Raw genomic sequence first — 25,846 nt, forward strand, 5'->3', positions numbered from 1 at the left:
CCTACCGAAGTCCACAGCAGTTCTGGTGCGATGCGTTTCGCTTCGGCTCGCATGCCCGCCGCTAGGCCGGGTTCGGTGATCACGCGGCGCAGCGCAGTGGCGATCTCGGTCGGTGATTCTCGATCGACGAGCATGCCCGCGCCGCTCGACAGCAGTTCTTCGGCATGCGGGAAGTCGGTCGATATCACCGGTTTGCCCGCCGCGACTGCCTCGATCAGCACGCCGGATGTCACCTGCTCACGCGAATCGTAGGGCAGCAGAACGACATCGGCCTGCCGGATCAGCCGGTACAGCTCGACGTTGGACAGGTAGCGGGCGTCGAAGTGCACGGCGTTGGCGACACCGCGGCGCTCGGCGCGCTCGACGAGGCCGGTGCGGTAGGACTCACCGTGGCGCGCGAGCACTCTCGGATGTGTCTGTCCCACCACCCGGTACTGTGCGGCCGGGCGCAGGTCGGCGATGTGGGCCATCGCGTCGATGCCCCATTCGATGCCTTTGCCCTCGCCGAGCAGTCCCCAGGTCAGGATGACCGGTGTCCTGGAGATGGGCTGGTGTTGGTCGCCGGGCCGTCCGCAGCGATTGTCGGTGGCGCCGTGCGGAATCACCCGGACCTTGGCCGGGTCGACCGCGTAGTGGTCGATGAGTCGTCGGCGGGCCGTGTTCGTCATGGTGACGACGGCCGTGCAACTGCCGGTGAGCTGCTCGAGGATCATCCGCTGCTGCGGGGTCGGGGTGACCAGCACCGTGTGCAGCACGACGATGGTCGGAACCCGAAGGGCGCGAACGATTTCGAGAATATCGACGCCGTCGCGCCCACTATAGATGCCATATTCGTGCTGGATGATCGCAATATCGAAGCGGTTGAGTGCGATGGCTGCGGCGGCGGCGCCGCGGTGGTCGCTGCGCTCCCACTGATGTGCCACCTCAGGTGGCGGTGCCGGATCCGGACCGTCGACCACGGCAACGACGCCGACGATCGGACGGCGCACGAAATCGACCGGCACGGAACCGATTTCGCCGGGCGCGGTCAACGCATCGACGAGTGCGCCGGTAAAGGTCGCCAGCCCGCACTGGGTCGGTGAATAGGTACTCAGAACGCCATAGGACCGAGCCGACACTACGCCAGCCTTTCTGCTTCGAGGCAGCGCCGACGGTGCCGCTGTCTGCAGCCACTCAATTGGCTGATCGTGTTGCGCTGAAGCGCTTGAGAATCCCACTCCGGGAAAAAGACACGAAGGGATCGGCAACCAGGTCTCGAGCATAACACTCGGATCGGCGAAAATTGGTGTGATATGATCGCCGCATCATGTTCGCCCACATCTGGGGCGGCTTTCGGCGGCATTGCCGCCAGTAATCGAGGATTTTATGAGAATCGGCGTTATTGCGTCGGTCGCGCACCGTACACCTCCGAAAAACTATGGCCCGTGGGAGCAAATCGCTTCGACGCTGGCCGAGGGATTCGTAGCGCGTGGACACGATGTCACACTGTTCGCGACGGCGGACTCCGAGACTTCGGCGCGGCTGATCTCCGCCGTCCCGTCGGGGTATGAGGAGACGGCTGGCGCGGATGCGAAAGTTTTTGAAGCGCTGCATAATTCGGCGGCATTCACCAGAGCCGGTGAATTCGACATACTCGCCAACCATTTCGACTTCATGCCGCTGACCTACAGCAGGCTGGTGTCCACACCGATGGTGACGACGATTCATGGCTTCTCCTCCCCGAAAATCGTTCCGGTTTATCGGGAATTCAGTGACATCGCCCACTATGTGGCAGTCACCGATGCCGATCGCGACCCGGATCTGCGCTACGCCGCGACGATTCATCACGGTATCGATCTCGCCCAGTTCACATTCCGGCCGGAGCACGGCGAATATCTGCTCTTTCTGGGCAGAATTCATCCGGACAAAGGCACGCACCTGGCGATCGAAGTGGCGCGCCAGGCCGGACTGCCATTGATCATCGCGGGAGTGATTCAAGACGAGGAATACTTCCATTCAGCGGTCGAACCGCACCTCACCGGCACCGATGTGACCTATCTCGGTCCGGTCGGCCCGGCAGAGCGAGACGCGCTACTCGGTGGCGCCCGCGCACTACTGCATTTGATCGGTTTCGCCGAGCCGTTCGGCCTGTCGGTCGTCGAAGCCATGGCAACCGGGACACCGGTCATCGCAACACCATTGGGTTCGATGGCCGAGATCATCCGCCACGGCCGCACCGGATTCCTCGTCGCCGATGTCGCGGGTGCGGTCGCGGCGGTATCGGACCTCGGGCGACTCGACCGTGCTGCCTGCCGGGACGACGTCTTCGAACGTTTCACCGCTGATCGCATGATCGATGCCTACCTAGCGCTATTCGAGCGGATCGTACGAGATTCCGGACCTCGCACCGAATCGGCCGAGCCGGTGGCGCAACAGGCCATCGGCTCGCCCGGACTGTTCTCCCACGCCGGACTGTAACCGACAGCGCCTCAGCGCTATTGGGCCCCAGACCGGGTGCCTCCTTGGTGCGTTGTCCCGGTTCGTGACGCCGACCGCATCCGACTGTTCGCTTGATCGGGCGGGGTGTCGGCGGGGATGACCAGCAGGGCCAGATGAGTGCCGCCGGCGCCCACCAGATGCATGACATCGTGTGGTTGGGCAGCGCTTGGTCCGTGCAGTCGGATGCCGTCGTCATGGTCGATGCGGCGTTGGGCGAGGCTGACCGCGTTCCAGCAGAAGCCGATTCGCACGGTCGGGCCGAGGCGTGGGGTAAGGACGCTGATCAGGTCGTGCAGTTCGGCGGTGAGATTGGCCGTCCACGGCCACCATGCACCATCGACCTGCCCCGAGCGGGAGCCGCTTCGACGCAGCAGCAGGCGTGGCGTGCGGGTAGGTATCCGGAACGGTTGCAGGTTGCGTAGGGGCGGGCCGATGTTCCTGGCCATGTCCCGGTGATTGGTTATCGGGCGGGGCGCCGTGATGTGAGTCATGATCTGGTCTCGATTCCACTGGCGGCCAAGGTCGCCGATTCGGGTTTGACGGCGGCCATCAGGGCCGCATGCGCGGTGTCCTCGGCGGTGGCCGACGGGATTACCCGGAGCACGATCAAGCCGCTGTCGCGACCGAAGACGAACATCGTGTTCCACCGCTCGAAGCGATAGGGATCGAGCCGGACCGTGCGGTTGGCGACGGTCATTTGCTGGGGTGCGCGCGACCAGCACGCGGGGTCATAGACGACGCGCCAGACCGGACCGAGCCCCACCGATAGGACCGCCAGGAGATCTGGCAGTTCGGCGGTCAGTTCGCCGGATCGCGGCCACCAGGCGCCATCGATATATCCGTCGCGTTCGGTCTTCGGCTTCAGTCTCAATCGAGGCGTGTATTCCGGCGGGACGCGATGTCGAGCGGCCGGTGCGCGGATCTTTTTCGGTGACATGATGGTGCTCCTGTTTCTGCCGTGGTGCCCGCCGATTGCTGGGCGTCGCGGGTATATCGCGACGGTGCCCGCGTGCCGTCTGGACGGTCAGTAGAAGTGACGTCGACCGCGGATGGGTGGCCGCTGGTGCCCGCGAGCGTGAGCACCAATCCGATGACCGACGATGACGCCTGCGGTCATGATCTCTGGAATACCTGCGAGGATCCAATGATCAGGAGAACGCCTCCGAGGATGGTCATAAGCGGAGACCCGGTTTCGGTTCCGTGGAGTGCCGATTCGGGGTGCCGTCACCGGGGCCGATTGCGACCGCATCAGATCCTCAGATCTGTTGGTTCTTCCAGTAGACGCCGATTACGCCGTGATGTCAACACCGTAGGTCTACGATCATGACCTACAGCGAAGATGCTGAGGACTGGAGAATGCTTCGAAATGACCGAACCACCGACCGATCACACGAACTCCCGATCCGGGCAGCCCGCCCGGGCGACCGCAGGCCGGGGCAGCGGTCCGGTGACCAGGGCAACGGTGCTGCACGCGGCGCTCGAGATCGTCGATCGGGACGGGATCGACGGACTCTCGATGCGGCGGCTGGCCGACGCGGTGGGCCGGGATCCGATGGTGGTCTACCGGCATGTGGCCAATAAAGCCGCGGTGCTCGACGGCGTCGCCGAGGTTGTCTTCGCGCAGTTGTCGGTCGATGCCTCCGCCGCGGACTGGGCCGCTCAATTGCGAGTGGTCGCACGCGATTTCCGACGCTTGGCACTGGCCCACCCGAAGGCGGTACCGTTGCTGGTGACCCGGCCGTTGGCGACACCATTGGGGCTGCGTCCCCAGGCGGTGGTCCGTCCGCTCGAGGACATCCTCGCACTGCTCACCCGCGCCGGGTTTTCCGGTGCGGATGCCCTGCACATCTACCGTGCATTGTTCGGCTTTCTCTACGGTCACGTGCTCAACGAGTTGCAGGAGATCGTGGAGCATCCCGAGGAAACCGACGAGGTGCTGCGACTCGGACTGCATCGGCTGCCCATCACGAAGTTCCCGTTGCTGCGCGAGCTCGCTCCGGTGCTGGCCGCCTACGACGGCGCATCCGAACTCGAACGAGGCCTGGACATCCTGCTCACCGGACTCGCGCAGACACTGTCCGGCCCGGGGCGATGATCTTTTGCCGCTCAGGCCCCAGCCCCACCTTCGAAGTCCCAACGTTGCTGTGCTGCAATCATTTCGGCATCGGCCGCCACGTGGTCGAAACCCCTCTCTCGACCACGTGGCGGCCGGGTCATAGTGGCGGCGAGGCCGGTGAGCAAAATGTCCAGGCCCTGTTCGAGTTCGGCGACACCGTCGTAGGCGGCCAGGTCGGTGGCGAGGCTGCGCAGCAGCGGGAATTCGCCGATCGGAAGGCGGTGCAAGCCCAGACGCAGCAGGTCGGTTGTCTCTTCAGGGCGTTCGACGAGCTCCTGTCGCTCGTTGAGGATGTGGCCATAGAGAAAGCCGAACAGCGCACGATAGATGTGCAGCGCATCGGTGCCGCTGAATTCGGCGCGGGTCAGTAGCACGAGGATCTCCTCCAGTGGACGCAGCGTGCCTGCCGGCCGGAGCCCGAGCGGGGTGGCCAGCGGGTGGGTGACCAGCAGCGGAACGACATTCGGGTGCTCGACCGCGAGACGGCGGAAGTTCCGCGCGACGCTGCGCAGTTGGTGGCGCCAGTCGCGGTCGGTGGTGTCGACGGTCAACTGCTCGAACACGATCTCGGCGACACCATCGAGCAGCGCCGCCTTATTCGCGGCATGCCGGTAGAGCACCATGGGGTCCCGGCCGAGCGCCGCGCCGAGGCGTCGCATCGATAGCCGGTCGACGCTGTCGCGGTCGATGATCTCGAGCGCGGCCGCCAGCATCGCTGCCCTGGTCAATGGAGTATTCCCGGCGTTGGCGCGGTGCGCGCGACCTGCCAGCCCCTGGGGGGAACCGATGGGTCCTTCCTTGATTCCGTTCACCTGATTCAGCGCCTCTCGATGAAACAGCACAACTGTTAACGACGTAAGCCTACGCCGTAGACAGGAGGCGTAGATACGCCATATGCTGTGGATATATCGGAGACCGCAGCGGCCGGTCAGCCGGTCTCGGCTGTCCGCGACCGAGACTGCGCAATCCGGAGACAGGAATATTCCGATGACGATCGAAGACAAGGTCGCGCAGCAGGTTCGGGCAGTCCGCACAAGCTTGCGGAAACTGCTCGCCAAACCGGACGAAGACAGTCGGCGTCGGACCGACATTGGCGGCAAGCGCCCCAACGATGTGGTCGAGCGCATCTCGAAATCGCTGCGGGACGCATTCAAACGCTAACCCGATCGGGGGGCATGAGGAATGGCAATCACACAGGTCGCGGTCTACGCGCATCTGACCGCGACCGATATCGAGGCACTCGGTGACGAGCTCGATGCGATTCGCCACGACATCACCGATCAGCGCGGTGCGCGGGATGCGGCCTACATCCGCCGCACGATCGCCTTTCAACGGACACTGGATGCCGCGTCACGGCTGATGATCAGTCTCAGTCACAAGCGGACCGGTTGGATCTTGGGAACCGCCGGGTTGGCGATGGCGAAGTGCATCGAAAATATGGAGATCGGCCACAACGTCGGCCACGGCCAATGGGATTGGATGAACGACCCGGAAATCCATTCCAGCACTTGGCAATGGGATATGGCGGGTCTGTCGTCGCAGTGGCGTTATTCGCACAACTATCGCCATCACGTCTTCACGAATGTGCTCGGCATGGACGAGGATATCGGATTCGGTGTCATACGCGTGACCCGCGACGACCGTTGGCGCCCAGGGAATCTGCTGCAGCCGTTGCTGAATCTATTGCTGGCGGCCACCTTCGAGTGGGGTATCGCGCTGCACGGCCTCGACTCCGAACACCTCCGAGCGGCGACCCCGGCCCAGAAGGCGATGCAGACCAGAGCGCTCCTCGGCAAGATCGCCCGGCAAACCGGCAAGGACTATCTGCTGTTCCCCGCGTTCAGCGGGCGGCGCTGGCGGCGCACCTTGGCCGCGGACACCAGCGCCAATGTCCTGCGCAACCTATGGGCCTATCTGGTGATCTTCTGCGGGCATTTCCCAGACGGCGCAGAGAAATTCGCACCGACCGTCCTGGAACACGAGACCAAACCGGAGTGGTATCTGCGCCAGATGCTTGGCACCGCAAATTTCGACGCGGGCCCAATACTGGCCTTCCTCAGCGGCAACCTCTGCTACCAGATCGAACACCATCTCTTCCCCGACCTGCCGAGCAACCGCTATGCCGAGATCGCCCTGCGCGTGCGGGCGCTGTGCGACAAATACGATCTGCCGTACACCACCGGTCCACTACTGCACCAATATCTGCTGACACTGCGCACCATCCACAAACTGGCGCTGCCCGACAGCCTCCTGATCGCCGACTCCGACGACGCACCCGAAACCGCATCCGAATATAAGTTCAAGGGAATCGATTCGTGCACGGCGGTCGACGCCGACCGGACGCCGGGACGCCACGGGTTGCGCACGGCGTTGCGACGACTAGCCAGCAATCGTGCGCTCGTCCGCTAACTGGCACCTCCCACAGTTGCGCAGTTGCACAAGGTAACTCGGACGGCCGCGTCGCCCCCGTCACAGGAAACTGCTGCCCGCGCGAATGCCCGCACATCCGTCGTTCGAGAACTTCGAGCGGGCCGACTTTCCCCACCGCCAGCGCCGTACCGCCGAATCCCTCACCGCGACAATCGGAACGCATTCGCACACACTGGTCATCCCCACACAGGCACGCAACGAGCTGCTCGAACGAATCTCCGACTACCTGCACAGCAGGCCCGAGACAGCGGCCGCGAATTCGACTTCCCCATCCACACCGACGTCATCCGCACCGTACGCCGCCCGGTCGATACCCGAACACCGCAGCCGAATTGAGCGGCGCGGCGGTCTAGCGGAAGTCGCTACCTACTCGGTGCGCCACGCACGCCGCAGCACCGCCCCTGAGCTGTACGGAGACCCGTATCGCCGCCTCTGATGCGCCCATCGAACGATCACTGTTCGCCGCAGAACTACGCAATCCCACAAGGGAATTCGAGTAGCTATCTACTCGGGTGAGCACCCCACCCCGGGCCATACGCTTCTCCCATCGTTGAGGTTCAGCACGAATCGGAGGAGAAATCATCGCCATTGTGGTTTGCGGTCGATCCCCTGGATGACCCCCGGGTTGCGGTAAGACGCATGAGCGCGGGTGCAAGGAACGACGACACCGATCCAGCGTGAGCTGGGTAACGTCAGGGCAGGCAGCGGACGCATTGTGTCCGAAGCCGTTGCATACCAGACATTTACGTTCCTGCGGGCGTCGGTGCGGCTCGGATCCTCGCCGCGCGACGTCACCGAACTCGGAGTCGGATAGAGTCGCCGATCCACGACACATTCAAGGTAACGGCCGCCGGACCCGAGACTCCGGCGATGCGAAAGTCATTCGCACGGGCGGCTATTCGGCACCGACAAACGTATGGTGCCGATGCGACGTACGGCACCGATCAACGTATGGTGCCGTACGACTGGCACAGCGCCGGAAATGTACGGCGCGCTCGAACTGCGGTGCCGAAATGTGCGGCGCTATGAATTCGAGACCGATAACGTACGGCACTCCAAACGTACGATGCCGCCAAAAGTACGACGCCCATGGTGCCGAGAAATGTACGGCACCAACCAAGGTCGGGTACCCAGCAATGTTCGGTACCGAGAATGGCCGGTACCGACCAGTGTCCGGTGCCTACTCCGGACGGACTGTAAGAATCCGCGGCCCATCCTCGGTAACCGCAACCGAATGTTCCCAGTGCGCCGCCCGACTCCCGTCCAACGTCACCACGGTCCAGTCATCATCGAGCACCTTCGTCTGCGTAGTGCCCAACGTCAACATCGGCTCGATCGCGAGCACCGATCCGACCACGAGTTTCGGCCCCTTACCTGGCGCACCCTCGTTGGCCAGGAACGGATCCATATGCATCTCCCGGCCGATGGCGTGCCCACCGTAACCGTCGACGATGCCGTAGGACCGTCCGTGCTCCTTTTCGGCCGCGCGCGTACCCATTTCGATGGCATGCGAGACGTCGGTCAGCCGGTTGCCGGGCAGCATGGCCGCGATACCCGCCTCCATCGACATCTTGGTGGCCTCGCTGAGCAGTTCATCGGCCTCGATGATCGTGCCCACACCGAAGGTCCAGGCCGAATCACCGTGCCAGCCTTCGAGAATCGCGCCACAGTCGATCGAGACCAGATCACCTTCGGTCAGGATCTCGGACGAGGTCGGAATCCCGTGTACCACACGGTCGTTCACCGATGCGCAAATCGAACCCGGAAAGCCGTGATAACCCTTGAACGACGGCACCGCGCCCGCATCGCGGATCACCTGCTCGGCGATCTCGTCCAGCTCCAGGGTGGAAACACCGGGCTTGGCCGCCGCGCGCACCGCGACGAGTGCGCGGCCGACAATCGCACCGGCCGCCGCCATCGCATCCAGTTCGCCTGCCGTCCGGAACGGCACGACCTTCTTCTTGCGGTTGAAGACCATCCGGCCTCAGTGTCCCAGGGCGCGCAGCGCGCGTTCGTTGACCTCGTCGATCTCACCGACACCGTCGACCGAGACGACCAGACCGTCGTAATGCTCCAGCAGCGGCTCGGTCTCCTCGCGGTACACCCGGAGCCGGTTGCGGATCACGTCTTCGTTGTCGTCGTTGCGACCGCGCGCCATCATCCGGCCGATCACGGTCTCCTCGGGCACGACGAAGCAGAGCACCGCGTCGAGCTTCTTGTCCATATCCGCGAGGATCTTCTCCAGCGCGTCGGCCTGATCGACCGTGCGCGGGTAGCCGTCCAACACAAAGCCGTTCGCGGCATCCGGCTCGGCGACCCGAGCCTCGACCATGCGGTTCGTCACATCGCTCGGTACCAGATCGCCTGCGTCGATGTACTTCTGTGCCTCCCGGCCCAGCGGCGTCTGGGCGGAGATATTGGTGCGGAACAGGTCCCCGGTGGAGATGTGCGGGACGCCCAGTTTGTCCGACAGTAGGTCGGCCTGGGTGCCCTTGCCGGCTCCCGGCGGTCCGAGCAGTACAAGTCTCACTTGAGGAACCCTTCGTAATTTCGATTCATCAGCTGGCTTTCGATCTGCTTCACGGTGTCCAAGCCGACGCTCACCATGATCAGCACCGAGGTGCCACCGAACGGAAGGTTCTGGGTGCCACCGGACGCGCCGATATCGAGGAAGAGGTTCGGCAGGACGGCCACGAGACCGAGGTAGATCGAGCCGGGGAGGGTGATGCGGCTCAATACGAAATTGAGGTAGTCGGCGGTGGGCCTACCGGGGCGATACCCGGGGATGAAGCCGCCGAACTTCTTCATCTCGTCCGCGCGTTCCTCCGGGTTGAAGGTGATCGCGACATAGAAGTAGGTGAAGAACACGATCAAACCGAAGTAGATCGCGATGTATGCGGGATTGCCCGGGTTCACCAGGTATTTCTGGATGATCTCCTGCCACCAACTCTTATCGGTGGCGGTTTTCGAGGAGGTCAGCTGCGCGACCAGGTTCGGCAGGTACAACAGTGAGGACGCGAAGATCACCGGAATGACACCGGCCTGATTGACCTTCAGCGGCAGATAGGTCGAGGAACCGCCGTACATCTTGCGGCCGACCACACGCTTGGCGTACTGCACCGGAATTCGGCGCTGGCCCTGCTCGACGAAGATGACGGCGGTGACGATCGCGAACGCGGCCACACAGACCAGACCGAAGACCAGTCCACCGCGGTTCTGCAGAATGTTGTTGCCCTCGTTCGGGATACGCGCGGCGATACCGCCGAAGATCAGCAGCGACATGCCGTTACCGACGCCGCGCTCGGTGATCTGCTCGCCGAACCACATGACCAGTGCGGCACCGGCGGTCATCACCAGCACGATGATCACCATGCCGAAGATGCTGGTGTCGGCCAGGATGTCCTTCTGGCAGCCCTGCAGCAGCTGACCGCGGGCCGCGAGCGCGACCAGACCGGTGGCCTGCAGGATCGCCAGCGCGATCGAGAGGTAGCGGGTGTACTGCGTCATCTTGTTCTGGCCCGTTTGGCCTTCTTTACGCAGTTCTTCGAAGCGCGGGATGACGACGGTGAGCAGCTGGATAATGATGCTCGCGGTGATGTAGGGCATGATGCCGATCGCGAAGACCGACAACTGCAGCAGCGCACCACCGGAGAACAGGTTGATCAGCTGATAGATACCGGCGGAATCACCGCCGGAGACCAGGTCGATACATTCCTGCACGCTCTTGTAATCGACACCGGGGGACGGCAGCGAAGCACCCAAGCGGTACAACGCGATCAACCCCAGCGTGAAGAGAATCTTCCGCCGTAAGTCCGGAGTCCGGAAGGCCGATACGAAGGCGGAAAGCACAGATCCTCCTGGCGAACGACATGGTCATGCCACGGATATAGAAAACCCATGACGAGGCTTGGCAGACAACAATTGAACTCTAACAGTGGCACCGGACGAGCTCTTCACTCGTCCGGTGCGCTATCTGCAGAGTACCGTCAGCCCAGCTCGGTGACAGTGCCACCGGCCGCGGTGATCTTCTCCTTGGCGGCGCCGGTCACCTTGTCGACGGTCACCTGGACCGCGACGCCGATCTCGCCATCGCCGAGAACCTTGACCAGCTGGTTCTTGCGAACCGCGCCGGCTGCCACCAGCTCCGCCTTGCCGATCGCGCCGCCCTCGGGGAACAGCTTGGCGATCGCGCCGACGTTCACGACCTGGTATTCCGTGCGGAACCGGTTCGTGAAGCCCTTGAGCTTGGGCAGCCGCATGTGAATCGGCATCTGCCCACCCTCGAAGGCGGCCGGGACGTTCTTGCGAGCCTTGGTGCCCTTGGTACCGCGGCCCGCGGTCTTGCCCTTGGAGCCTTCACCGCGACCCACACGGGTCTTCTCGGTCTTGGCGCCGGGAGCCGGACGCAGGTGATGCAACTTGATGGTCATGTCAGACCTCCTCAACTGTTACGAGGTGGCGCACGACGTTGATCAGCCCACGGTTCGCAGGGTTGTCCTCACGAACCACGGTCTGGCGGATCTTGCGCAGGCCGAGCGTACGAAGGCTCTCCCGCTGGTTCGCCTTGGCGCCGATCGACGACTTGATCTGGGTCACCTTGAGATCTGCCATAATTACCGACCTCCCGCTGCCTGAGCGCGTGCGCGCAGCATGCCCGCAGGGGCAACATCCTCGAGGGGCAGACCACGGCGGGCCGCGACCTCTTCCGGACGCTGCAGCATCTTGAGCGCCGCAACCGTCGCGTGCACGACGTTGATGGCGTTGTCGCTACCGAGCGACTTCGCCAGAATGTCATGGATACCAGCGCATTCCAGCACCGCGCGCGCCGCACCACCGGCGATCACACCGGTACCGGGCGAGGCCGGACGCAGCATGACCACACCGGCCGCCGCCTCACCCTGCACCGGGTGGGTGATGGTCGAGCCGATCATCGGGACGCGGAAGAAGCCCTTGCGAGCCTCCTCGACACCCTTCTGGATGGCCGCGGGAACTTCCTTGGCCTTGCCGTAGCCGACGCCGACCAGACCGTTGCCGTCACCGACGATCACCAGGGCGGTGAAGCTGAAGCGACGACCACCCTTCACGACCTTGGAGACGCGGTTGATCGCGACGACGCGCTCGAGCTGGTTCTTGTCGGCCTGCTGGTCACGACGGTCACCACCGCCACGACGATCGCGGCCACCGCCGCGGCCGTCACGGCTGTCGCCGCCACCGGCGGCACCATTCTGCTGTCCGGCGGGTCCGTTGCCGCCGTCACGCCTCTGACGTCCCGGCATCAGACGTTCCTTCCGTAAATGTTTGCAGTCATCAGAACTTCAACCCACCTTCGCGAGCGGCATCGGCGAGCGCCGCGATGCGGCCGTGGTAGTCGTGACCACCACGGTCGAATACGACAGCCTCGATGCCCGCGGCCTTGGCACGCTCGGCGAGCAACTCGCCGACCTTCTTGCCCTTGGCCGACTTGTCGCCGTCCAGTGCGCGCACATCGGCCTCGATCGAGGACGCGGCGGCAATGGTCTTGCCGAGCGAGTCGTCGATGAGCTGTGCGTGCAGGTGACGCGAGGAGCGGTTGACCACCAGACGCGGACGCTCGGTGGTGCCGACGACCTTCTTGCGCAGACGGAAGTGACGGCGGGTCTTCGACAGACGACGCGTCGTCGACACGTCCTTGCCACGCGGAATGCGCTTGGCCTTCTGATTTTCGGTTTGCGCCATGATCACTTACCCGTCTTTCCGACCTTGCGGCGAACGACCTCGCCGGCGTAGCGGATGCCCTTGCCCTTGTAGGGATCGGGCTTACGCAGTCCGTGGATGACAGCGGAGATCTGACCGACCTTCTGCTTGTCGATTCCGGACACGGAGAACTTGGTGGGCGATTCCACCGCGAAGGTGATGCCCTCCGGGGCCTCGATCGGCACCGGGTGCGAGTAGCCGAGGGCGAACTCCAGGTTGGAGCCCTTGGCCGCGACACGGTAACCGACGCCGAAGATTTCCATCTTCTTCTCGTAGCCCTTGGTCACGCCCTCGATCATGTTCGAGACCAGGGTGCGGGTCAGGCCGTGCAGCGAGCGGTTCTGGCGCTGGTCGTCCGGGCGGGCCACCTCGAGCTGGCCGTCCTCACCCTTGGTGACGGTGATCGGCTCGGCGACGAGGTGGGTCAGGGTGCCCTTGGGACCCTTCACCGACACGCTCTGGCCGTCGATGGCGACCTCGACACCGGCAGGAATGGCGATGGGCTTCTTACCAATACGCGACATTTGTCCTACCTCCCTTACCAGACGTAGGCGAGGACTTCGCCGCCCACGCCCTGCTTGGCCGCCTGACGATCGGTGAGCAGACCAGTCGACGTGGAGATGATCGCCACGCCGAGGCCGCCCAGGACCTTGGGCAGGTTGGTGGACTTCGCGTACACACGCAGACCCGGCTTCGACACGCGGCGCAGGCCCTGCAGGCTGCGCTCACGGCTGGGGCCGTACTTGAGGTCGACGACGAGGGTCTTACCCACGGTCGCGTCCTCGGTCCGGTAGTCGGCGATGTAACCCTCGCGCTTGAGGATCTCGGCGATATTCGCCTTGAGCTTCGAGTGCGGAGCCTTCACCTGATCGTGGTACGCCGAGTTGGCGTTGCGCAGACGTGTCAGGAAGTCTGCGATCGGATCAGTCATGGTCATAGTTCGACCTTGACACCTTTCTCGCTGCGGTTCCCATGCAACACCGGCACACCAATAGGCATGCCAGCCGTGGGCCTACAGCAATTCGGCGGTCCGGCCGACATTTGCCGACCGGATTGAGTTCTCATATGAGCTCTCGGTGCGAGGGCCGTCCACACGTCGATGCAACAGCGCATCTAGGACATGCGGACACAGAAGTGCCCGAGCAACCGCTCTAGTGTAGGCAAGGTCGCTACCAGGACAAAATCCGGGTCCGGCCCCTTACACTCACCCGCGTGCAGGATTGTCTCGCGACCGCTTTCGTGGGTCGCGAAGCCGAACTAGCGAGTATGGCGGCACTCGGTCAGCGGGCGGCCGCCGGTCGCGGGTGCGTCGTTCTGATCGAGGGCGAGCCGGGGATCGGCAAATCGGCGCTGCTGGAAGCGGCGCGGATTCCATTGGCGGCAGCGGGCCTTCATATCCGTGTCGGTGCAGCCGAGGAGTTGCGGCAGGGTGTGCCGTTCGCGGGGGTCCGCTCCTGGCTGAACGACGTGGGCACGACCTCCCCGATCAACGCGCTGCGCAGCGGAGATCGCGCGGGCGATGTGGCGGCGACCCATGAACTCGCCATTGCCGAGGCGATTCTGGACCAGATCGATAGCTGGTGCGCGGCGGGCCCGATTGCCCTGGTCATGGACGATGTGCACTGGGCGGATCGTTCGAGCCTGGCGCTGCTGCACCGGCTCTGCACTCTCGTCGACGAATTGCCGCTGCTGCTGGTGCTCGCGGCCCGGCCACTTCCGCACGATCCGGGCTTCGCCGCACTGTCGGCCGAACTGGTGGCACGGCAGGCCCCGGTGCTGCGGCTCGGCGCTCTGCCCGCTACCGATGCCGCGGAACTGGTGCGTCATCTGGTCGGTGCCGAACCGGGTCCTCGCTTGTTGGAAAAGATGGCCGAGGCCGGTGGGAATCCGCTGCATGTCACGGAATTGGTGGCCGCTTTGGTGCGCGACGGGGCGATCAGGGTGATCGCCGACACTGCCGATCCGGCAGGCGCTGCTGTCGCGAACCCGTCCGCGTCGCTGGCCGAGGCGATTACGCAGCGGCTGGACTTCCTGTCCCGTCCGACGCGAGATGTGCTGCCGATGGCCGCGGCCCTCGGTCCGACCATTGATGTCGCGGACCTGGCGGTGGTGTTGAAGATCCCAATTCTGGATGCCTGGAGCGCTGTCACCGAGGCGCTGGAGGGCGGACTGCTCATCCGCGTCGACTCCGAGTTGGTGTTTCGGCACGATCTGATCCGGCATGCGCTGGCGGATCGGCTACCTGCTTCACTACGGTCGGATCTGCTCCGGCAGGCCGGACAGGCGCTCCAGTCGACCAATGCGCCGATCGAGCGGGTTGCCTATTATTTGTCGGTCGCGGATCGCGAATTGGATGGGACCAGCCTCGATTGGCTGGTCAATGTCGCCGACAAGCTGATCGTTCGCGCGCCCGAGCTGGCGAAACGATTGCTGAGCCGCGTCGCTACTGCACCAGATCTCGATGCTGGAATGCGTTCGGTACTGATCCGACTGAGAATTCAGGCCCTGCTCTGGGATGGGAACGCCGCCGAGGCCGAATCGGTGGTGCGTGAGGCGTTGCTCACACAGCCGGACATCGAACTTCACTGGCTGCTCGCCCAGATCTATCAAGCCCAGGCCCGATTGACCGACGCCGTCGCGCTGGCCGAGGAGGTGCTGTCCACCATGGAACTCGCCGCCGAGGACGCCGCCCGTTTTCTCGGCATGTCCGGTCTCGGCAATTTCTTTCTCGAGCGGTTCGCCGCGGCCGAGCGGGCCGGTCGGCAAGCCGCGGTACTCGGCGAGAGCGTCGGGAACCGGCTGGCCACCGGATACGGGCTCACAGCGGTGGGCGCGGTGCGCTACACCCAGGGCCGGCTCGACGAAGCGCTGGAGCTGAGCGCGCGGATCCCGGCCCTCTTCGAAGACGGAACCGGACCCGACCAATTCGATCCGTACGCGCTCTACGCCCACTGCCTGATCGAACTCGACCGGCTCAGCGACGCCGAGGAGGTTTTGCAGACAGCCATCGGGCGCAACCGCCGCTTCCGCGGTGTCTATCTGTCCTCGAACCTGGTGGCCAAGGCGCGGATGTATCTGGTGGGCGGGCGCTGGGACGACGCGCTGGCCGAATGCACGGCGAGTATGCAAACCCCCGATGTGCTCGGTTACGCGACAGTCGCGCATACCGTCGCCGCGCTCATCGGAATTCGCCGCGGCACCTTCCTGCCGGATCCCGACGGCCTGCCCGCGCCGGACGATCGCCCGGGCAATATCGGCTACGCGCATTTCCATCCATGGGTCAAGGCACTGACACACGAAGCCCGCGGCCGCCCCGACCTGGCGCTGGAACTACTCGTCGACACGCACAAGCGCCTTATCGACGGATTAGCCTCAGCCACACTGCATTACATCTATCCGGATATCGCCCGCCTGGCCGCGGAAATCGGCGACGTGCACGCGGCCCGGACGGTAGCCGCGAGCGCGGAGCTGCTGCTCACGCGACAGCCGACCGCATCGCGCACCGGAACCGCCCTGCTGTGCCGCGGCCTGGCCGACTCCGATCCCGACGCCCTCCTTGCGGCCGCCCGCGCCTTCCAACAATCCGGCCGCCCATTGTTCGAAGCCCAAGCACACGAAAACGCCGCCGTCCTACTCGCCGCAGCAGAGCGCGGACCTGAGTCCCGCAACGCCCTGGACACCGCGGTCGAACTGTATTCCGCTCTCGGCGCATCCTGGGATTCCGCCCGCGCGGTAGCCCGGGTGCGCCCATACGGAATCCGCCGCGGCGTCCGCGGCCCCCGCAACCGCCCCAAATCCGGCTGGGCCGCACTGACCGACACCGAACGCAAGGTCGCCACTCAGGTCGCCGAGGGCCTGTCCAATACCGACATCGCCGCTCAAATGTTCTTGTCCCGCCGCACAATTCAGTCGCACGTCTCGAATATCCTCGCCAAACTCGACATCCGCTCCCGCCGAGAAATCGCCACCGCCATGCCCCACTGATCCGTACATGAACCTTTGCGGCACCCAGAGCCGCCGCAACCAGGGCAAATCATGCGAATGGCCGCGGCGGAGGTACTTCTAACCGATGGGCCGGCGCGGTACCGGGCGTGCCGTGTCCGATGTCCGCGTGTCCCCATCCGGGCTGGCGAGTCGCCGTTCCAAGGCGGTGAACGCGCCGATCGCCTCGGGTGACTCGAAGGCTCGGTTGCGGCGGCCGATGGTGAGCTGGCGCAGAATTCCGGCTTCGGTCAATCGTTCGACGGCGGCGTTCGTAGCGGGAAAACTACGCCCGATCAGCGTGGCCGCTGTGGAGACGGTGAGAATCGGGGCTCCGATGAGCTTGCCGAGGAGCAGATCCAGCGCGGAGTTCGCCCGCACCGGCGCGACACGATCCCGCCATGATTGTTGCAGGGCAGCAGCTTTCACCTCGAAAGCAGCCGCGTCCTCGGCGGCCCGAGTGCACGCTGCGGCGAAGCGTGCCACCCAGGTATTCAAGTCGTAGGTGGCCTGCACCGAGTCGGCGGAACCGCTGTGCCGGAAGCGATTCAGACCGTCGATGTAGCTGTCGCTCCAGGTGGCGAGAACCAGCGACACGGGTGCTACGACGCGTTCGGCCACGCCGCGGCGGCGGAGAACGAGATGGATCAACGCTCGGCCGGTTCGGCCATTTCCGTCGATGAACGGGTGGATCGTTTCGAACTGGGCGTGCGCGATTGCCGCTTGGGCGACGGCGGGCAGGTCGTCGCTGTTGCAGAAGTCGATCAGGTCTTTCATCAGCGCGGGCACGTATTCCGGCGGCGGTGGAACGAAAGCGGCCGAGCAGGGGTTGAAAGAACTGCCGCCGATCCAGTTCTGCACGTCACGCAGGCATCCCCCGTGGTGTGTGAGTTTCGTGCCTGCCAGCAGTCGGCGATGAACCTCGAGCAGAACGTCTTCGCCGATCGGCTCGCCGCGACCGATCGCATTGGACGCCACCGCCATCGCGTCAATATTCGCCAGCACCTCGGTGGCCGTCACATCGGAGGATTCGCCCTCCAGTTGCCGCGCCGCCTCAGCGCGCAGAAGTCGGCGAGCACCGATCTCCAGCCCCTCGATCCGCGACGAGGCGACAGCCTCGGCACGCAGCAGCAATCGAGACAACGCCTCCGTCTCGACCAGTGCTTTTGCTTCGGTGTCAAGCCGGGCAATGGCCACCTCGGCATCAACGACATCAGCGGCGGTCTCGCTGGCCAGAACGATGGATCGGCCGACCAAGGGATCGGGCAGATACGCCTGATAGGTTCCAGAGCCACGATCTCGCCGAGACAGACCGCTGCCATCCCAGTTGCCCGTCCAGCGCAGCCGCACAAACTTTGCCATGAGACCTCCTTATTAAAGGTTAACAGTAAACCTTTAATAAGGAGGCGTTAAAGCGCATGTGTTCAATCCGGTGTTGGACACTCAGCGCACTACCTACCAGGGCGGATGGGTCGAAGGTTCGCCCGCCGACACATCGCTGCTGGATCCGATTCGCCCGCCTGAACCGAACGGCCTCGAATTCCTCGGCGGAACACGGCTGGTGGTATTCGACGAGGAAACGCCCGATCAACGCGTTGACTACATCAACTGGTTCTGGGCGTTTCCGGGCCGCTAGGGACCGCGAGCGGCTTCCAGCCAAGAATGGATAAACGCGCAAGGGCACGGCCTCCAGTGGAGGCCGTGCCCTTGTTCAGTTTCGTGCGGGTGCGCTCACGAGGAGCGCGAGCTCACCAGGAGCTCTTGTGCACGCCCGGGAGCTCACCGCGGTGCGCCATTTCGCGCAGGCACACGCGGCAGAGGCCGAACTTGCGGTACACCGCGTGCGGGCGGCCGCAGCGCTGGCAGCGGGTGTAGGCGCGAACGGCGAACTTCGGCTTGCTGTTGGCCTTGTTGACCAGTGCTTTCTTAGCCATGTGCTCAGTTCTCCTTGAACGGGAAGCCGAGGTGCTTGAGCAGGGCACGGCCTTCTTCGTTGTTGGTCGCCGTGGTCACCACGGTGATGTCCATACCGCGCGGGCGGTCGATGGAGTCCACGTCGATCTCGTGGAACATCGACTGCTCGCTGAGGCCGAACGTGTAGTTGCCGTTGCCGTCGAACTGCTTCGGCGACAGACCGCGGAAGTCGCGGATACGGGGCAGCGCGATGGAGACCAGGCGGTCCAGGAACTCCCACATGCGGTCGCCGCGCAGGGTGACCTTCGCGCCGATCGGCATGCCCTCACGCAGCTTGAACTGCGCGATCGACTTGGTGGCCTTGCGGATCTCGGGCTTCTGACCGGTGATCAGTTCCAGGTCCCGGACCGCGCCGTTGATGAGCTTGGCGTCGCGCGCGGCGTCACCGACACCCATGTTCACGACGACCTTGACCACGCCCGGGATCTGCATCACGTTGGCGTAGTTGAACTCGCTGTTCAGCGCGTCCTTGATCTCGGCACGGTAGCGCGCCTTCAGACGCGGCTGAGTCTTCTCAGAGGTGGTCATGTCAGATGTCCTTCCCGTTCTTACGGGAGATCCGGACCCGCTTGCCGCTCTCCTCGTCCGCCCGGTAGCCGACGCGGGTCGGCTTGCCGTCGGAGTCGACGACCATCACGTTGGACACGTGGATCGGAGCTTCCTGGGTCACGATGCCGCCCGAGGAGGCACCACGCTGGTTGGTGGAGTTGGCAACGTGCTTCTTGATCCGGTTCACGCCCTCGACCAGGACCCGGTTCTCCTTCGGGTAGGCCTGGATGACCTTGCCCTTGGCGCCTTTGTCCTTACCCGAGATGACGAGCACCGTGTCGCCCTTGTGCACCTTCATGTCAGAGCACCTCCGGAGCCAGCGAAACGATCTTCATGAACTTCTTCTCGCGCAGCTCGCGGCCGACCGGGCCGAAGATACGAGTGCCACGCGGGTCGTTGTCCGCCTTGATCAGCACGGCCGCGTTCTCGTCGAACTTGATGTACGAACCGTCCGGGCGACGACGCTCCTTGACGGTGCGCACGACGACGGCCTTGACGACCTCGCCCTTCTTGACGTTGCCGCCGGGGACAGCGTCCTTGACGGTGGCGACGATGATGTCGCCGATGCCGGCATAGCGACGCGACGAACCACCGAGAACGCGGATGCAGAGGATTTCCTTCGCACCCGTGTTGTCGGCGACGCGCAGTCGCGACTCCTGCTGAATCACTTCAGCCTCCTTGACCTGGATGTATACGCACGCCGGATTGCCGACCCGACGGGCATGGTCGTGTCACCACCCGAACGCGCGCCTGCCAGCGGTTTTCTCGATCGGATGGATCAACCACTGGGGGTTCGTGGCCGGATTGCGGGCACAGCTCCCGCGGGCAACCGGTTCAGTGTAGGGGAATCCCCAGGTCGGTCCCAAATCGGGGCCCGCAGGCACAGGCTGAACTTCCGCTGTGAAACCCGCGTGGATCAGTGCTCTCGGGCCGTCCCGTTACTACCCTCGGAACAAGCAAGATCACCGGATGAGCTGTGCACATTCCATATCATCGCTGAATAGGGGTTTCGTTGAGTTCGTCTGCGCGTCCCACCCGGGTCGGTCGCCGCACCTTTCTGATCGCACTCGGTGTGATTCCGGCCACCACCGCGCTGGTCTCCTGCTCGCGCGAGCAGTCGGTGCGGCTCACCGGTGTCGATATGCGGGGCGAGGACCCGGCGATTCGGCCACAGGACGATCTGTTCCGCTACGTCAACGGCGGCTGGCTGCGCGATTATCAGCTGCCGCCGGACAAGTCGTCGTACACCACCTTCGACGAGGTCGGTGATCGGGTCGAACAACAGCTTCGGGCGATCATCGACGGCATCCACGAGCCGAAGGCCGGAACCACCGAGCAGCAGATCCGCGATCTCTACGACGCCCGGGTCGATCTGGCCGAAATCGAGCGGCTCGGCGTGGCCCCGCTGGCGGATCTGTTCGCGGCGATCGACGGCGCGGCGACCAAACCGGATCTGGCCAAGGTGATGGGCGGGCTGCCGATCGGCGGGCTCATCGGCTTGTCCGTCGGGGTCGATCAGAAGAATTCGGCCGAATACGTCGCCGACATCTCCCAGTCCGGTATCGACTCGAATATGGGCGAGCAGTATTACCGCAAGCCCGAATACGCCGAGCAGCGCGCCGCGTATCAGACCTATCTGCAACGCGTCGCCGCGGGCGCGGGCTTTCCCGATCCGGCAGGTACCGCCCAACGGGTCTTCGAACTGGAGACCAAGATCGCCACCGGCTTCTGGGACGATGTTCGGCTGCGTAATCCCGATGCCGTCTACAACCCGATGAGCTGGGCCCAATTGACCGCGCTCGCACCGCAATTCGATTGGGAGCCGTGGCTGGCGGGCAATACCGACCGACCACGCGCACTGTTCGATCGCGTGGTGGTCGGCCAGCCGTCGTACGTGACGACGGCAGGAAAGCTGTGGGCCGAGGTCGATATCGCGGCCTGGCGGGAGTATCTGCGCATGACGGTGGTCAAACAGTTCGCATCGCTGCTGCCCAAGGCCATTGCCGATGCCGAATTCGATTTCGTCGGCAAGGCGCTGCAAGGGTCACAGGAGCGTCCGGAGCTGTGGAAGGACGGTATCGCGACCGTCAACGCGAACCTGAGCCAGCCGCTCGGGAAACTCTATGTGGACAAACACTTTCCGCCAGCGGCCAAAGAGCGCGCCTTGGCGATGGTCGCCGATCTCATATCCGCCTACCGGGCCGACTTCACCGATTCGACCTGGATGTCACCGCCGACCAGACAGGCCGCCATCGCGAAGCTCGACAAGATCGTCACGAAGATCGGCTATCCGGACAACTGGATCGACTACTCGGGATTGACGATCACACGCGGCAAGTTGATCGAATCCGTCCGCGCCGCACAGCGTTTCGAGACCATGCGCGGTTTCGCGCACCTGGGCACCCCGGTCGACAAGTCCGAATGGCAAATGTCGCCGCAGCTGGTGAATGCCCAGTACAACCCGAATGCCAATTCGATCTCGTTTCCCGCCGCCATTCTGCAGCCGCCGTTCTTCGACTCCGATGCCGCGACCGCGGTCAATTACGGCGCGATCGGGGCGGTTATCGGTCATGAGATCGGACATGGCTTCGACGATCAGGGTTCGCGCTACGACGGTGACGGCAATCTGCGCGACTGGTGGACGCCCGAGGACCGGACCGCATTCGAAGCCAAGACCAAGCAGCTCATCGATCAGTACAACGCGCTGGTCCCGGCCGGTCTCGACCCGAGCAAGCACGTCGACGGCGCGCTCACGGTCGGCGAGAATCTCGCGGATCTGCGCGGTCTCGGTATCGCCGTGGCCGCCCTCGGCATCGCCGATAAACGTGACAGCAAGGGCGACCCGGACAACCGCACACTGTTCCTGTCCTGGGCCCGGATCTGGCGGGAGAAATCGACGAAGCAGCACATGGAACTGCGACTGGCCATGGATCCGCACGCACCCAACGAGTTCCGCTGTAACCAGGTGGTCCGCAATATCGACGACTTCTACACCACCTTCGCCGTCGCACCGAGCGACAAGCTGTACCTGGCCATGGACCAGCGGGTCTCGCTCTGATCGACGGGCTGGCAACGCCGGAGACAGGTAGCCTCGGGCCAGCACTATCGCGCCTGACGAGGATGCGGCCGGGACCGCATCGGGAGAGGAAATCCTCGTGACATCAACCGGTCGTCTCGGTCAGCTGGACCGTCGTGCCTTCCTGATCGCGCTCGGGGTGGTGCCCGCGGCCGTCGCCCTGGTCTCCTGCTCGAAGGATGAGCATCAGGTGCAGCTCACCGCGGTCGATATGGGTGGTGCGGACGAGGCGATCCGGCCGCAGGACGATCTGTACCGGCATGTCAACGGCAAGTGGCTGCGGGAGTACCAGCTGCCGCCGGACAAGGCCGCGGTCGGCGCGATCAGCGATGCGAGCGACCGGACGCTGGATCAGCTGCGCGAGATCATCGAGGGCATCAAGGATCCGAAGCCGGGTTCGGAGGCGCAGCAGATTCGCGATCTCTACGATGCGCGCCTCGATGAGGCCGCCTTCGAAACGCTCGGCATGACACCGCTGACCGACCTGTTCGCCAAGATCGACGGCGCGGCGACCAAACCGGATCTGGCCAAGGTGATGGCCGAGCTGCCGATCGCCGGGCTGATCGGTATCGGAGTCGGCATCGACCGCAAGGACTCCAATTCCTATATCCCCACCATCAGCCAGTCGGGTATCACGCTGAGCGAGCAGTACTACCGCAAGCCGGAATACGCCAAGCAGCTCGCGGGCTACAAGACCTACCTCGAGAAGATGTCCGCGGGCGCTGGGTTCGCCGATCCGGCGGGGATCGCGCAGCGCATCGTCGATCTGGAGACCAAGATCGCGGCGGCGCATTGGGACAGCGTGCGCAATCGCAATACCGATGCCACCTACAACGTGATGGGCTGGCACGATCTGGTCGCGCTCGGACCGCAATTCGATTGGGATCCGTGGATGGCGGGCAATACCGATCGGCCGCGCTCGCTGTTCGACAAGATCGTGGTGGCGCAGCCGTCGTTCGTGACCGCGGCCGCGCAACTGTGGGCCGATACCGATATCGCGCTGTGGCGAGAGTATCTACGGGCCAATGTGGTCGCGGAGTTCGCCCGATTCCTGCCGAAGGCGATCCGCGACGCGCGGTTCGATTTCGTCGGCAAGGTGCTCAGCGGACTCGAGGAGCGGCCGGAGACCTGGAAGTCCGGCGTCGGCGTCGTCGACGACAATCTCGGTGACCAACTCGGCAAACTGTATGTGGACAAGCACTTTCCGCCGGCCGCCAAGGATCGGGCCAAGGAGATGGTGGCCGACCTCATGGCCGCCTATCGAGAGAACTTCACCAATTCGACCTGGATGTCCAAGCCGACCAGGGACGCCTCGATCGTCAAACTGGACAAGATCGAGGCCAGGATCGGATATCCGGATAAGTGGGACGACTACTCCGCGCTGAAGATCACCCGGGGCAAGCTGATCGAATCCCTGCGCGCCGTCAATGCTTTCGAATCCAGGAAGGCGTTCAACCGGCTCGGCACTCCGGTCGACAAGTCCGAATGGGGTATGTCGCCGCAGACCGTCAATGCCTACTACTCACCCACCAGCAACCAGATCACCTTCCCCGCCGCTTATCTGCAGCCGCCGTTCTTCGACAAGGACGCGACGACCGCGGTCAATTACGGTGCGGTCGGCGCGACGATCGGCCACGAGATCGGCCACGGCTTCGACGATCAGGGCCGTAAATACGACGCCAGCGGTAATCGCAGCGACTGGTGGACACCCGAGGACCTGGCCGCATTCGAGGCCAAGACCAAACAGCTGATCGATCAATTCGACGTGCTGGTCCCCGAGGGCCTCGATCCCAAATACCACGTCGACGGCGCACTCACGGTCGGCGAAAACCTCGCCGATCTGCGCGGCCTGCAAATCGCCGTCGAGGCCTACCGCATCGCCGCCAAGCGCGACGGCATCGAGCCCGACTACCAGCAGATGTTTTTCTCCTACGCCCGCAGCTGGCGCGAAAAGCAGACCGAGGAATCAACCATCAGCCTGCTCCAGGACGTCCACGCCCCCAACGAATTCCGCTGCAACCAGATCGTCCGCAATATCGCCCAGTTCTACAACACCTTCACCGTGCAGGAAGGCGACAAACTCTTCCTCCCCGAAAACCAGCGCATCACCCTCTGAGCCGGAGGCCGGCCTTCCTCGTTATCGGACCAGGTCCGCGAAGCGGGGCCTATCGCCAGCTATGACGCGAAGCGTTATAGTGGATGACGTGATCCTGACGTTCACAGGCAAGGACGCCGAAGACGTGTGGACCCGGCAACGATGCCGACGACTGAGCCTCGAACTACAACGGTCCGCCTACCGAAAGCTACTGATCTTGGACGCCGCCGATCACATCAACGATCTGCGAGTGCCGCCAGGAAATCGCCTCGAGAAGCTGACCGGCGACAGGGAGGGCCAGCACAGCATTCGCATCAACCAACAGTGGCGAATCCGCTTCAGGTGGACCGATGCGGGGCCGCGTGACGTCGAGATCGTTGACTATCACTGAAAGGCGGACGGCGATATGGCAACGGCGATGGACCTGATTCACCCGGGAGAAATCCTCAACGAGGAGTACCTCGTGCCGCTGGGGATTTCCCAGAACGGCCTAGCAGTCGCGCTCGATGTACCGCCCCGCCGGATCAACGAGATCGTGCACGGCAAGCGCCGCATCACCCCAGACACGGCATTGCGACTGGCGCGATACTTCGGCACCAGCGAGCGCTTTTGGCTCAACCTCCAGGACCGGTACGACATCGAGGTCGAACGCATTCGACTCGCCAGTGTGCTGGCCGCCATTACACCGCTGAAGTCGGCGTAGTCATCGAACCAGTCCGCGAAACCGTCCGTTGCGCGAAAGAAGCCCGGATGCGGAGCCGGGCTTCTTTCGTGGCGAAACGCTTGTGAGCGAATAGGGTTCGCCGCCGAGGCGACTCGGGTCAGAAGGCGCTGCCGGTGGAGGGGCGGGGGAAGTAGCCGGGCCAGCCGGGGTAGTAGCCGGGGTAGCTCGGGTAGCCGGGGTAGCTGCGGTGGCCCCAGCCGCCGTTGCCCCAGCCACCGAAACCGCCATAGCCGCCGAAACCGCCATAGCCGTGGTGGCCGTGGATGTCTTCGGCCTGATCCACCAGCACGATCGCCGGACCTTGGGTGTCGGTCGTATCGGCGAGCGCAGGGCCCGCGACCGCGGCGATCGAGGCCAGGGCCAGGGCGGAGGTGATGGCGATGCGGGCGACCATGGGGCGGACGCGTCCGGCGGAACTCTTTTGATTCATCGGAACTAACCTCAATTCGGTATGCGTCAGTCGTGCGAAGACCCGCGTACTCACGGGTTCGACGTCGATGCCTCCCGGACGAGAGGATCATTATTGACGTCATTTAACGTACCGCTATATAGCGGTACGTTCAATAGGTTCACAACAGATGACATGACAGCAACCAGCAAGCCAAGATGGTTCGGCGATCAATGTAGGTTAGGCTGGCCTTTGCTGCTGCGGCTCGAAGGGAGCCGAGTCGGGGAATTCCTCGATGAAGG

General features: G+C 64.0%; 30 protein-coding genes. 11 read left to right on the plus strand and 19 right to left on the minus strand.

The annotated features are described in order from the left end of the window. Positions 1-1,118: glycosyltransferase (locus tag ACZ60G_RS16240; protein ID WP_465810919.1), on the minus strand; the 1,118-nt coding region annotated here is incomplete at its 3' end. 247 nt (positions 1,119-1,365) lie between these two features. On the opposite strand from ACZ60G_RS16240, the gene ACZ60G_RS16245 reads away from it, so the two are divergent. Next, the gene (locus tag ACZ60G_RS16245) at positions 1,366-2,457 is read left to right on the plus strand and encodes a glycosyltransferase family 4 protein (protein ID WP_465810920.1); all 1,092 of its coding nucleotides are present in this window, start codon (positions 1,366-1,368) and stop codon (positions 2,455-2,457) included. A 17-nt stretch (positions 2,458-2,474) separates the two neighbouring features. Here the strand turns inward: ACZ60G_RS16245 and ACZ60G_RS16250 are convergent, their stop codons facing one another. Beyond that, on the minus strand, positions 2,475-2,924 hold the full coding sequence (locus ACZ60G_RS16250) for a DUF5994 family protein (RefSeq protein ID WP_465810921.1): 450 nt from the start codon (positions 2,922-2,924) through the stop codon (positions 2,475-2,477). Between the two features lie 41 nt (positions 2,925-2,965). Continuing rightward, the gene (locus ACZ60G_RS16255) at positions 2,966-3,349 is read right to left on the minus strand and encodes a DUF5994 family protein (RefSeq protein WP_465810922.1); all 384 of its coding nucleotides are present in this window, start codon (positions 3,347-3,349) and stop codon (positions 2,966-2,968) included. Positions 3,350-3,844: 495 nt separating this feature from the next. Here ACZ60G_RS16255 and ACZ60G_RS16260 point away from each other — a divergent pair, with 495 nt between their 5' ends. Further along, complete coding sequence (locus ACZ60G_RS16260) at positions 3,845-4,573, plus strand: TetR/AcrR family transcriptional regulator C-terminal domain-containing protein (protein ID WP_465810923.1); 729 nt, start codon at positions 3,845-3,847, stop codon at positions 4,571-4,573. Positions 4,574-4,584: 11 nt separating this feature from the next. Here ACZ60G_RS16260 and ACZ60G_RS16265 read toward each other — a convergent pair whose 3' ends face one another. Then, the gene (locus ACZ60G_RS16265; protein WP_465811147.1) at positions 4,585-5,307 is read right to left on the minus strand and encodes a TetR/AcrR family transcriptional regulator C-terminal domain-containing protein; all 723 of its coding nucleotides are present in this window, start codon (positions 5,305-5,307) and stop codon (positions 4,585-4,587) included. A 274-nt stretch (positions 5,308-5,581) separates the two neighbouring features. Here ACZ60G_RS16265 and ACZ60G_RS16270 point away from each other — a divergent pair, with 274 nt between their 5' ends. The 3 genes from ACZ60G_RS16270 to ACZ60G_RS16280 all read left to right on the plus strand — a co-directional run bounded on the left by ACZ60G_RS16270 (position 5,582) and on the right by ACZ60G_RS16280 (position 7,460). Beyond that, the gene (locus ACZ60G_RS16270; protein WP_465810924.1) at positions 5,582-5,755 is read left to right on the plus strand and encodes a hypothetical protein; all 174 of its coding nucleotides are present in this window, start codon (positions 5,582-5,584) and stop codon (positions 5,753-5,755) included. Positions 5,756-5,776: 21 nt separating this feature from the next. After that, entirely contained in the window at positions 5,777-7,003 is a 1,227-nt protein-coding gene (locus ACZ60G_RS16275) for a fatty acid desaturase family protein (protein WP_465810925.1), read from the plus strand. A gap of 85 nt (positions 7,004-7,088) precedes the next feature. Continuing rightward, entirely contained in the window at positions 7,089-7,460 is a 372-nt protein-coding gene (locus ACZ60G_RS16280) for a hypothetical protein (RefSeq protein WP_465810926.1), read from the plus strand. A 744-nt stretch (positions 7,461-8,204) separates the two neighbouring features. Here ACZ60G_RS16280 and map read toward each other — a convergent pair. The 9 genes from map to rpsH all read right to left on the minus strand — a co-directional run bounded on the left by map (position 8,205) and on the right by rpsH (position 13,694). Next, positions 8,205-9,002: a type I methionyl aminopeptidase gene (map, locus tag ACZ60G_RS16285; protein ID WP_063046906.1), complete on the minus strand. Its 798-nt coding sequence runs from the start codon at positions 9,000-9,002 to the stop codon at positions 8,205-8,207. Between the two features lie 6 nt (positions 9,003-9,008). Next, on the minus strand, positions 9,009-9,554 hold the full coding sequence (locus tag ACZ60G_RS16290; protein ID WP_465810927.1) for an adenylate kinase: 546 nt from the start codon (positions 9,552-9,554) through the stop codon (positions 9,009-9,011). Then, complete coding sequence (secY, locus tag ACZ60G_RS16295; RefSeq protein WP_465810928.1) at positions 9,551-10,873, minus strand: preprotein translocase subunit SecY; 1,323 nt, start codon at positions 10,871-10,873, stop codon at positions 9,551-9,553. Before secY ends, ACZ60G_RS16290 begins: the two co-directional genes overlap by 4 nt. A 137-nt stretch (positions 10,874-11,010) precedes the next feature. Further along, positions 11,011-11,454 (minus strand): 50S ribosomal protein L15, encoded by a 444-nt coding sequence (gene rplO / locus ACZ60G_RS16300; protein ID WP_063046903.1) that lies wholly within the window; start codon positions 11,452-11,454, stop codon positions 11,011-11,013. A gap of 1 nt (position 11,455) precedes the next feature. Next, positions 11,456-11,635: a 50S ribosomal protein L30 gene (gene rpmD, locus ACZ60G_RS16305; protein WP_387295143.1), complete on the minus strand. Its 180-nt coding sequence runs from the start codon at positions 11,633-11,635 to the stop codon at positions 11,456-11,458. 2 nt (positions 11,636-11,637) lie between these two features. Next, positions 11,638-12,300, minus strand: a complete 663-nt coding sequence (rpsE, locus tag ACZ60G_RS16310; protein WP_063046902.1) for a 30S ribosomal protein S5 — start codon at positions 12,298-12,300, stop codon at positions 11,638-11,640. A gap of 31 nt (positions 12,301-12,331) precedes the next feature. Then, the gene (gene rplR / locus ACZ60G_RS16315; protein WP_465810929.1) at positions 12,332-12,739 is read right to left on the minus strand and encodes a 50S ribosomal protein L18; all 408 of its coding nucleotides are present in this window, start codon (positions 12,737-12,739) and stop codon (positions 12,332-12,334) included. A 2-nt stretch (positions 12,740-12,741) separates the two neighbouring features. Continuing rightward, entirely contained in the window at positions 12,742-13,281 is a 540-nt protein-coding gene (rplF, locus tag ACZ60G_RS16320; protein WP_063046900.1) for a 50S ribosomal protein L6, read from the minus strand. A 14-nt stretch (positions 13,282-13,295) separates the two neighbouring features. Beyond that, entirely contained in the window at positions 13,296-13,694 is a 399-nt protein-coding gene (gene rpsH, locus ACZ60G_RS16325; protein ID WP_062983150.1) for a 30S ribosomal protein S8, read from the minus strand. Positions 13,695-13,969: 275 nt separating this feature from the next. On the opposite strand from rpsH, the gene ACZ60G_RS16330 reads away from it, so the two are divergent. Beyond that, the gene (locus ACZ60G_RS16330) at positions 13,970-16,741 is read left to right on the plus strand and encodes an ATP-binding protein (protein WP_465810930.1); all 2,772 of its coding nucleotides are present in this window, start codon (positions 13,970-13,972) and stop codon (positions 16,739-16,741) included. A 78-nt stretch (positions 16,742-16,819) separates the two neighbouring features. Here the strand turns inward: ACZ60G_RS16330 and ACZ60G_RS16335 are convergent, their stop codons facing one another. Next, positions 16,820-18,100 (minus strand): Fic family protein, encoded by a 1,281-nt coding sequence (locus tag ACZ60G_RS16335; protein ID WP_465810931.1) that lies wholly within the window; start codon positions 18,098-18,100, stop codon positions 16,820-16,822. A 58-nt stretch (positions 18,101-18,158) separates the two neighbouring features. On the opposite strand from ACZ60G_RS16335, the gene ACZ60G_RS16340 reads away from it, so the two are divergent. Continuing rightward, a complete protein-coding gene (locus ACZ60G_RS16340; RefSeq protein ID WP_465810932.1) occupies positions 18,159-18,374 on the plus strand; it encodes a hypothetical protein in 216 nt (71 codons plus the stop codon). A 112-nt stretch (positions 18,375-18,486) separates the two neighbouring features. Here the strand turns inward: ACZ60G_RS16340 and ACZ60G_RS16345 are convergent, their stop codons facing one another. The 4 genes from ACZ60G_RS16345 to rplN are packed head-to-tail and all read right to left on the minus strand — an operon-like array spanning position 18,487 to position 19,929. Beyond that, entirely contained in the window at positions 18,487-18,672 is a 186-nt protein-coding gene (locus ACZ60G_RS16345) for a type Z 30S ribosomal protein S14 (protein WP_062983162.1), read from the minus strand. A 4-nt stretch (positions 18,673-18,676) separates the two neighbouring features. Beyond that, positions 18,677-19,240: a 50S ribosomal protein L5 gene (gene rplE, locus ACZ60G_RS16350; protein ID WP_062983164.1), complete on the minus strand. Its 564-nt coding sequence runs from the start codon at positions 19,238-19,240 to the stop codon at positions 18,677-18,679. Between the two features lies 1 nt (position 19,241). Then, a complete protein-coding gene (rplX, locus tag ACZ60G_RS16355; protein ID WP_040686592.1) occupies positions 19,242-19,559 on the minus strand; it encodes a 50S ribosomal protein L24 in 318 nt (105 codons plus the stop codon). Between the two features lies 1 nt (position 19,560). Further along, entirely contained in the window at positions 19,561-19,929 is a 369-nt protein-coding gene (gene rplN / locus ACZ60G_RS16360) for a 50S ribosomal protein L14 (RefSeq protein ID WP_040686591.1), read from the minus strand. A gap of 344 nt (positions 19,930-20,273) precedes the next feature. Here rplN and ACZ60G_RS16365 point away from each other — a divergent pair, with 344 nt between their 5' ends. The 4 genes from ACZ60G_RS16365 (at position 20,274) to ACZ60G_RS16380 (ending at position 25,135) form a co-directional block, all read left to right on the plus strand. Further along, positions 20,274-22,319 (plus strand): M13 family metallopeptidase, encoded by a 2,046-nt coding sequence (locus tag ACZ60G_RS16365; protein ID WP_465810933.1) that lies wholly within the window; start codon positions 20,274-20,276, stop codon positions 22,317-22,319. Positions 22,320-22,416: 97 nt separating this feature from the next. Beyond that, positions 22,417-24,453 carry a M13 family metallopeptidase gene (locus tag ACZ60G_RS16370; RefSeq protein ID WP_465810934.1) on the plus strand — a complete coding sequence of 679 codons (2,037 nt, stop codon included), beginning with the start codon at positions 22,417-22,419 and terminating at the stop codon, positions 24,451-24,453. A gap of 88 nt (positions 24,454-24,541) precedes the next feature. Continuing rightward, positions 24,542-24,823 (plus strand): type II toxin-antitoxin system RelE/ParE family toxin, encoded by a 282-nt coding sequence (locus ACZ60G_RS16375; RefSeq protein ID WP_465810935.1) that lies wholly within the window; start codon positions 24,542-24,544, stop codon positions 24,821-24,823. Positions 24,824-24,838: 15 nt separating this feature from the next. Further along, positions 24,839-25,135 carry a HigA family addiction module antitoxin gene (locus tag ACZ60G_RS16380; protein WP_465810936.1) on the plus strand — a complete coding sequence of 99 codons (297 nt, stop codon included), beginning with the start codon at positions 24,839-24,841 and terminating at the stop codon, positions 25,133-25,135. 118 nt (positions 25,136-25,253) lie between these two features. Here ACZ60G_RS16380 and ACZ60G_RS16385 read toward each other — a convergent pair whose 3' ends face one another. After that, positions 25,254-25,586, minus strand: a complete 333-nt coding sequence (locus ACZ60G_RS16385) for a hypothetical protein (protein ID WP_465810937.1) — start codon at positions 25,584-25,586, stop codon at positions 25,254-25,256. Positions 25,587-25,846 lie beyond the last annotated feature (260 nt).

This window comes from Nocardia sp. NPDC102475, from assembly GCF_055584605.1.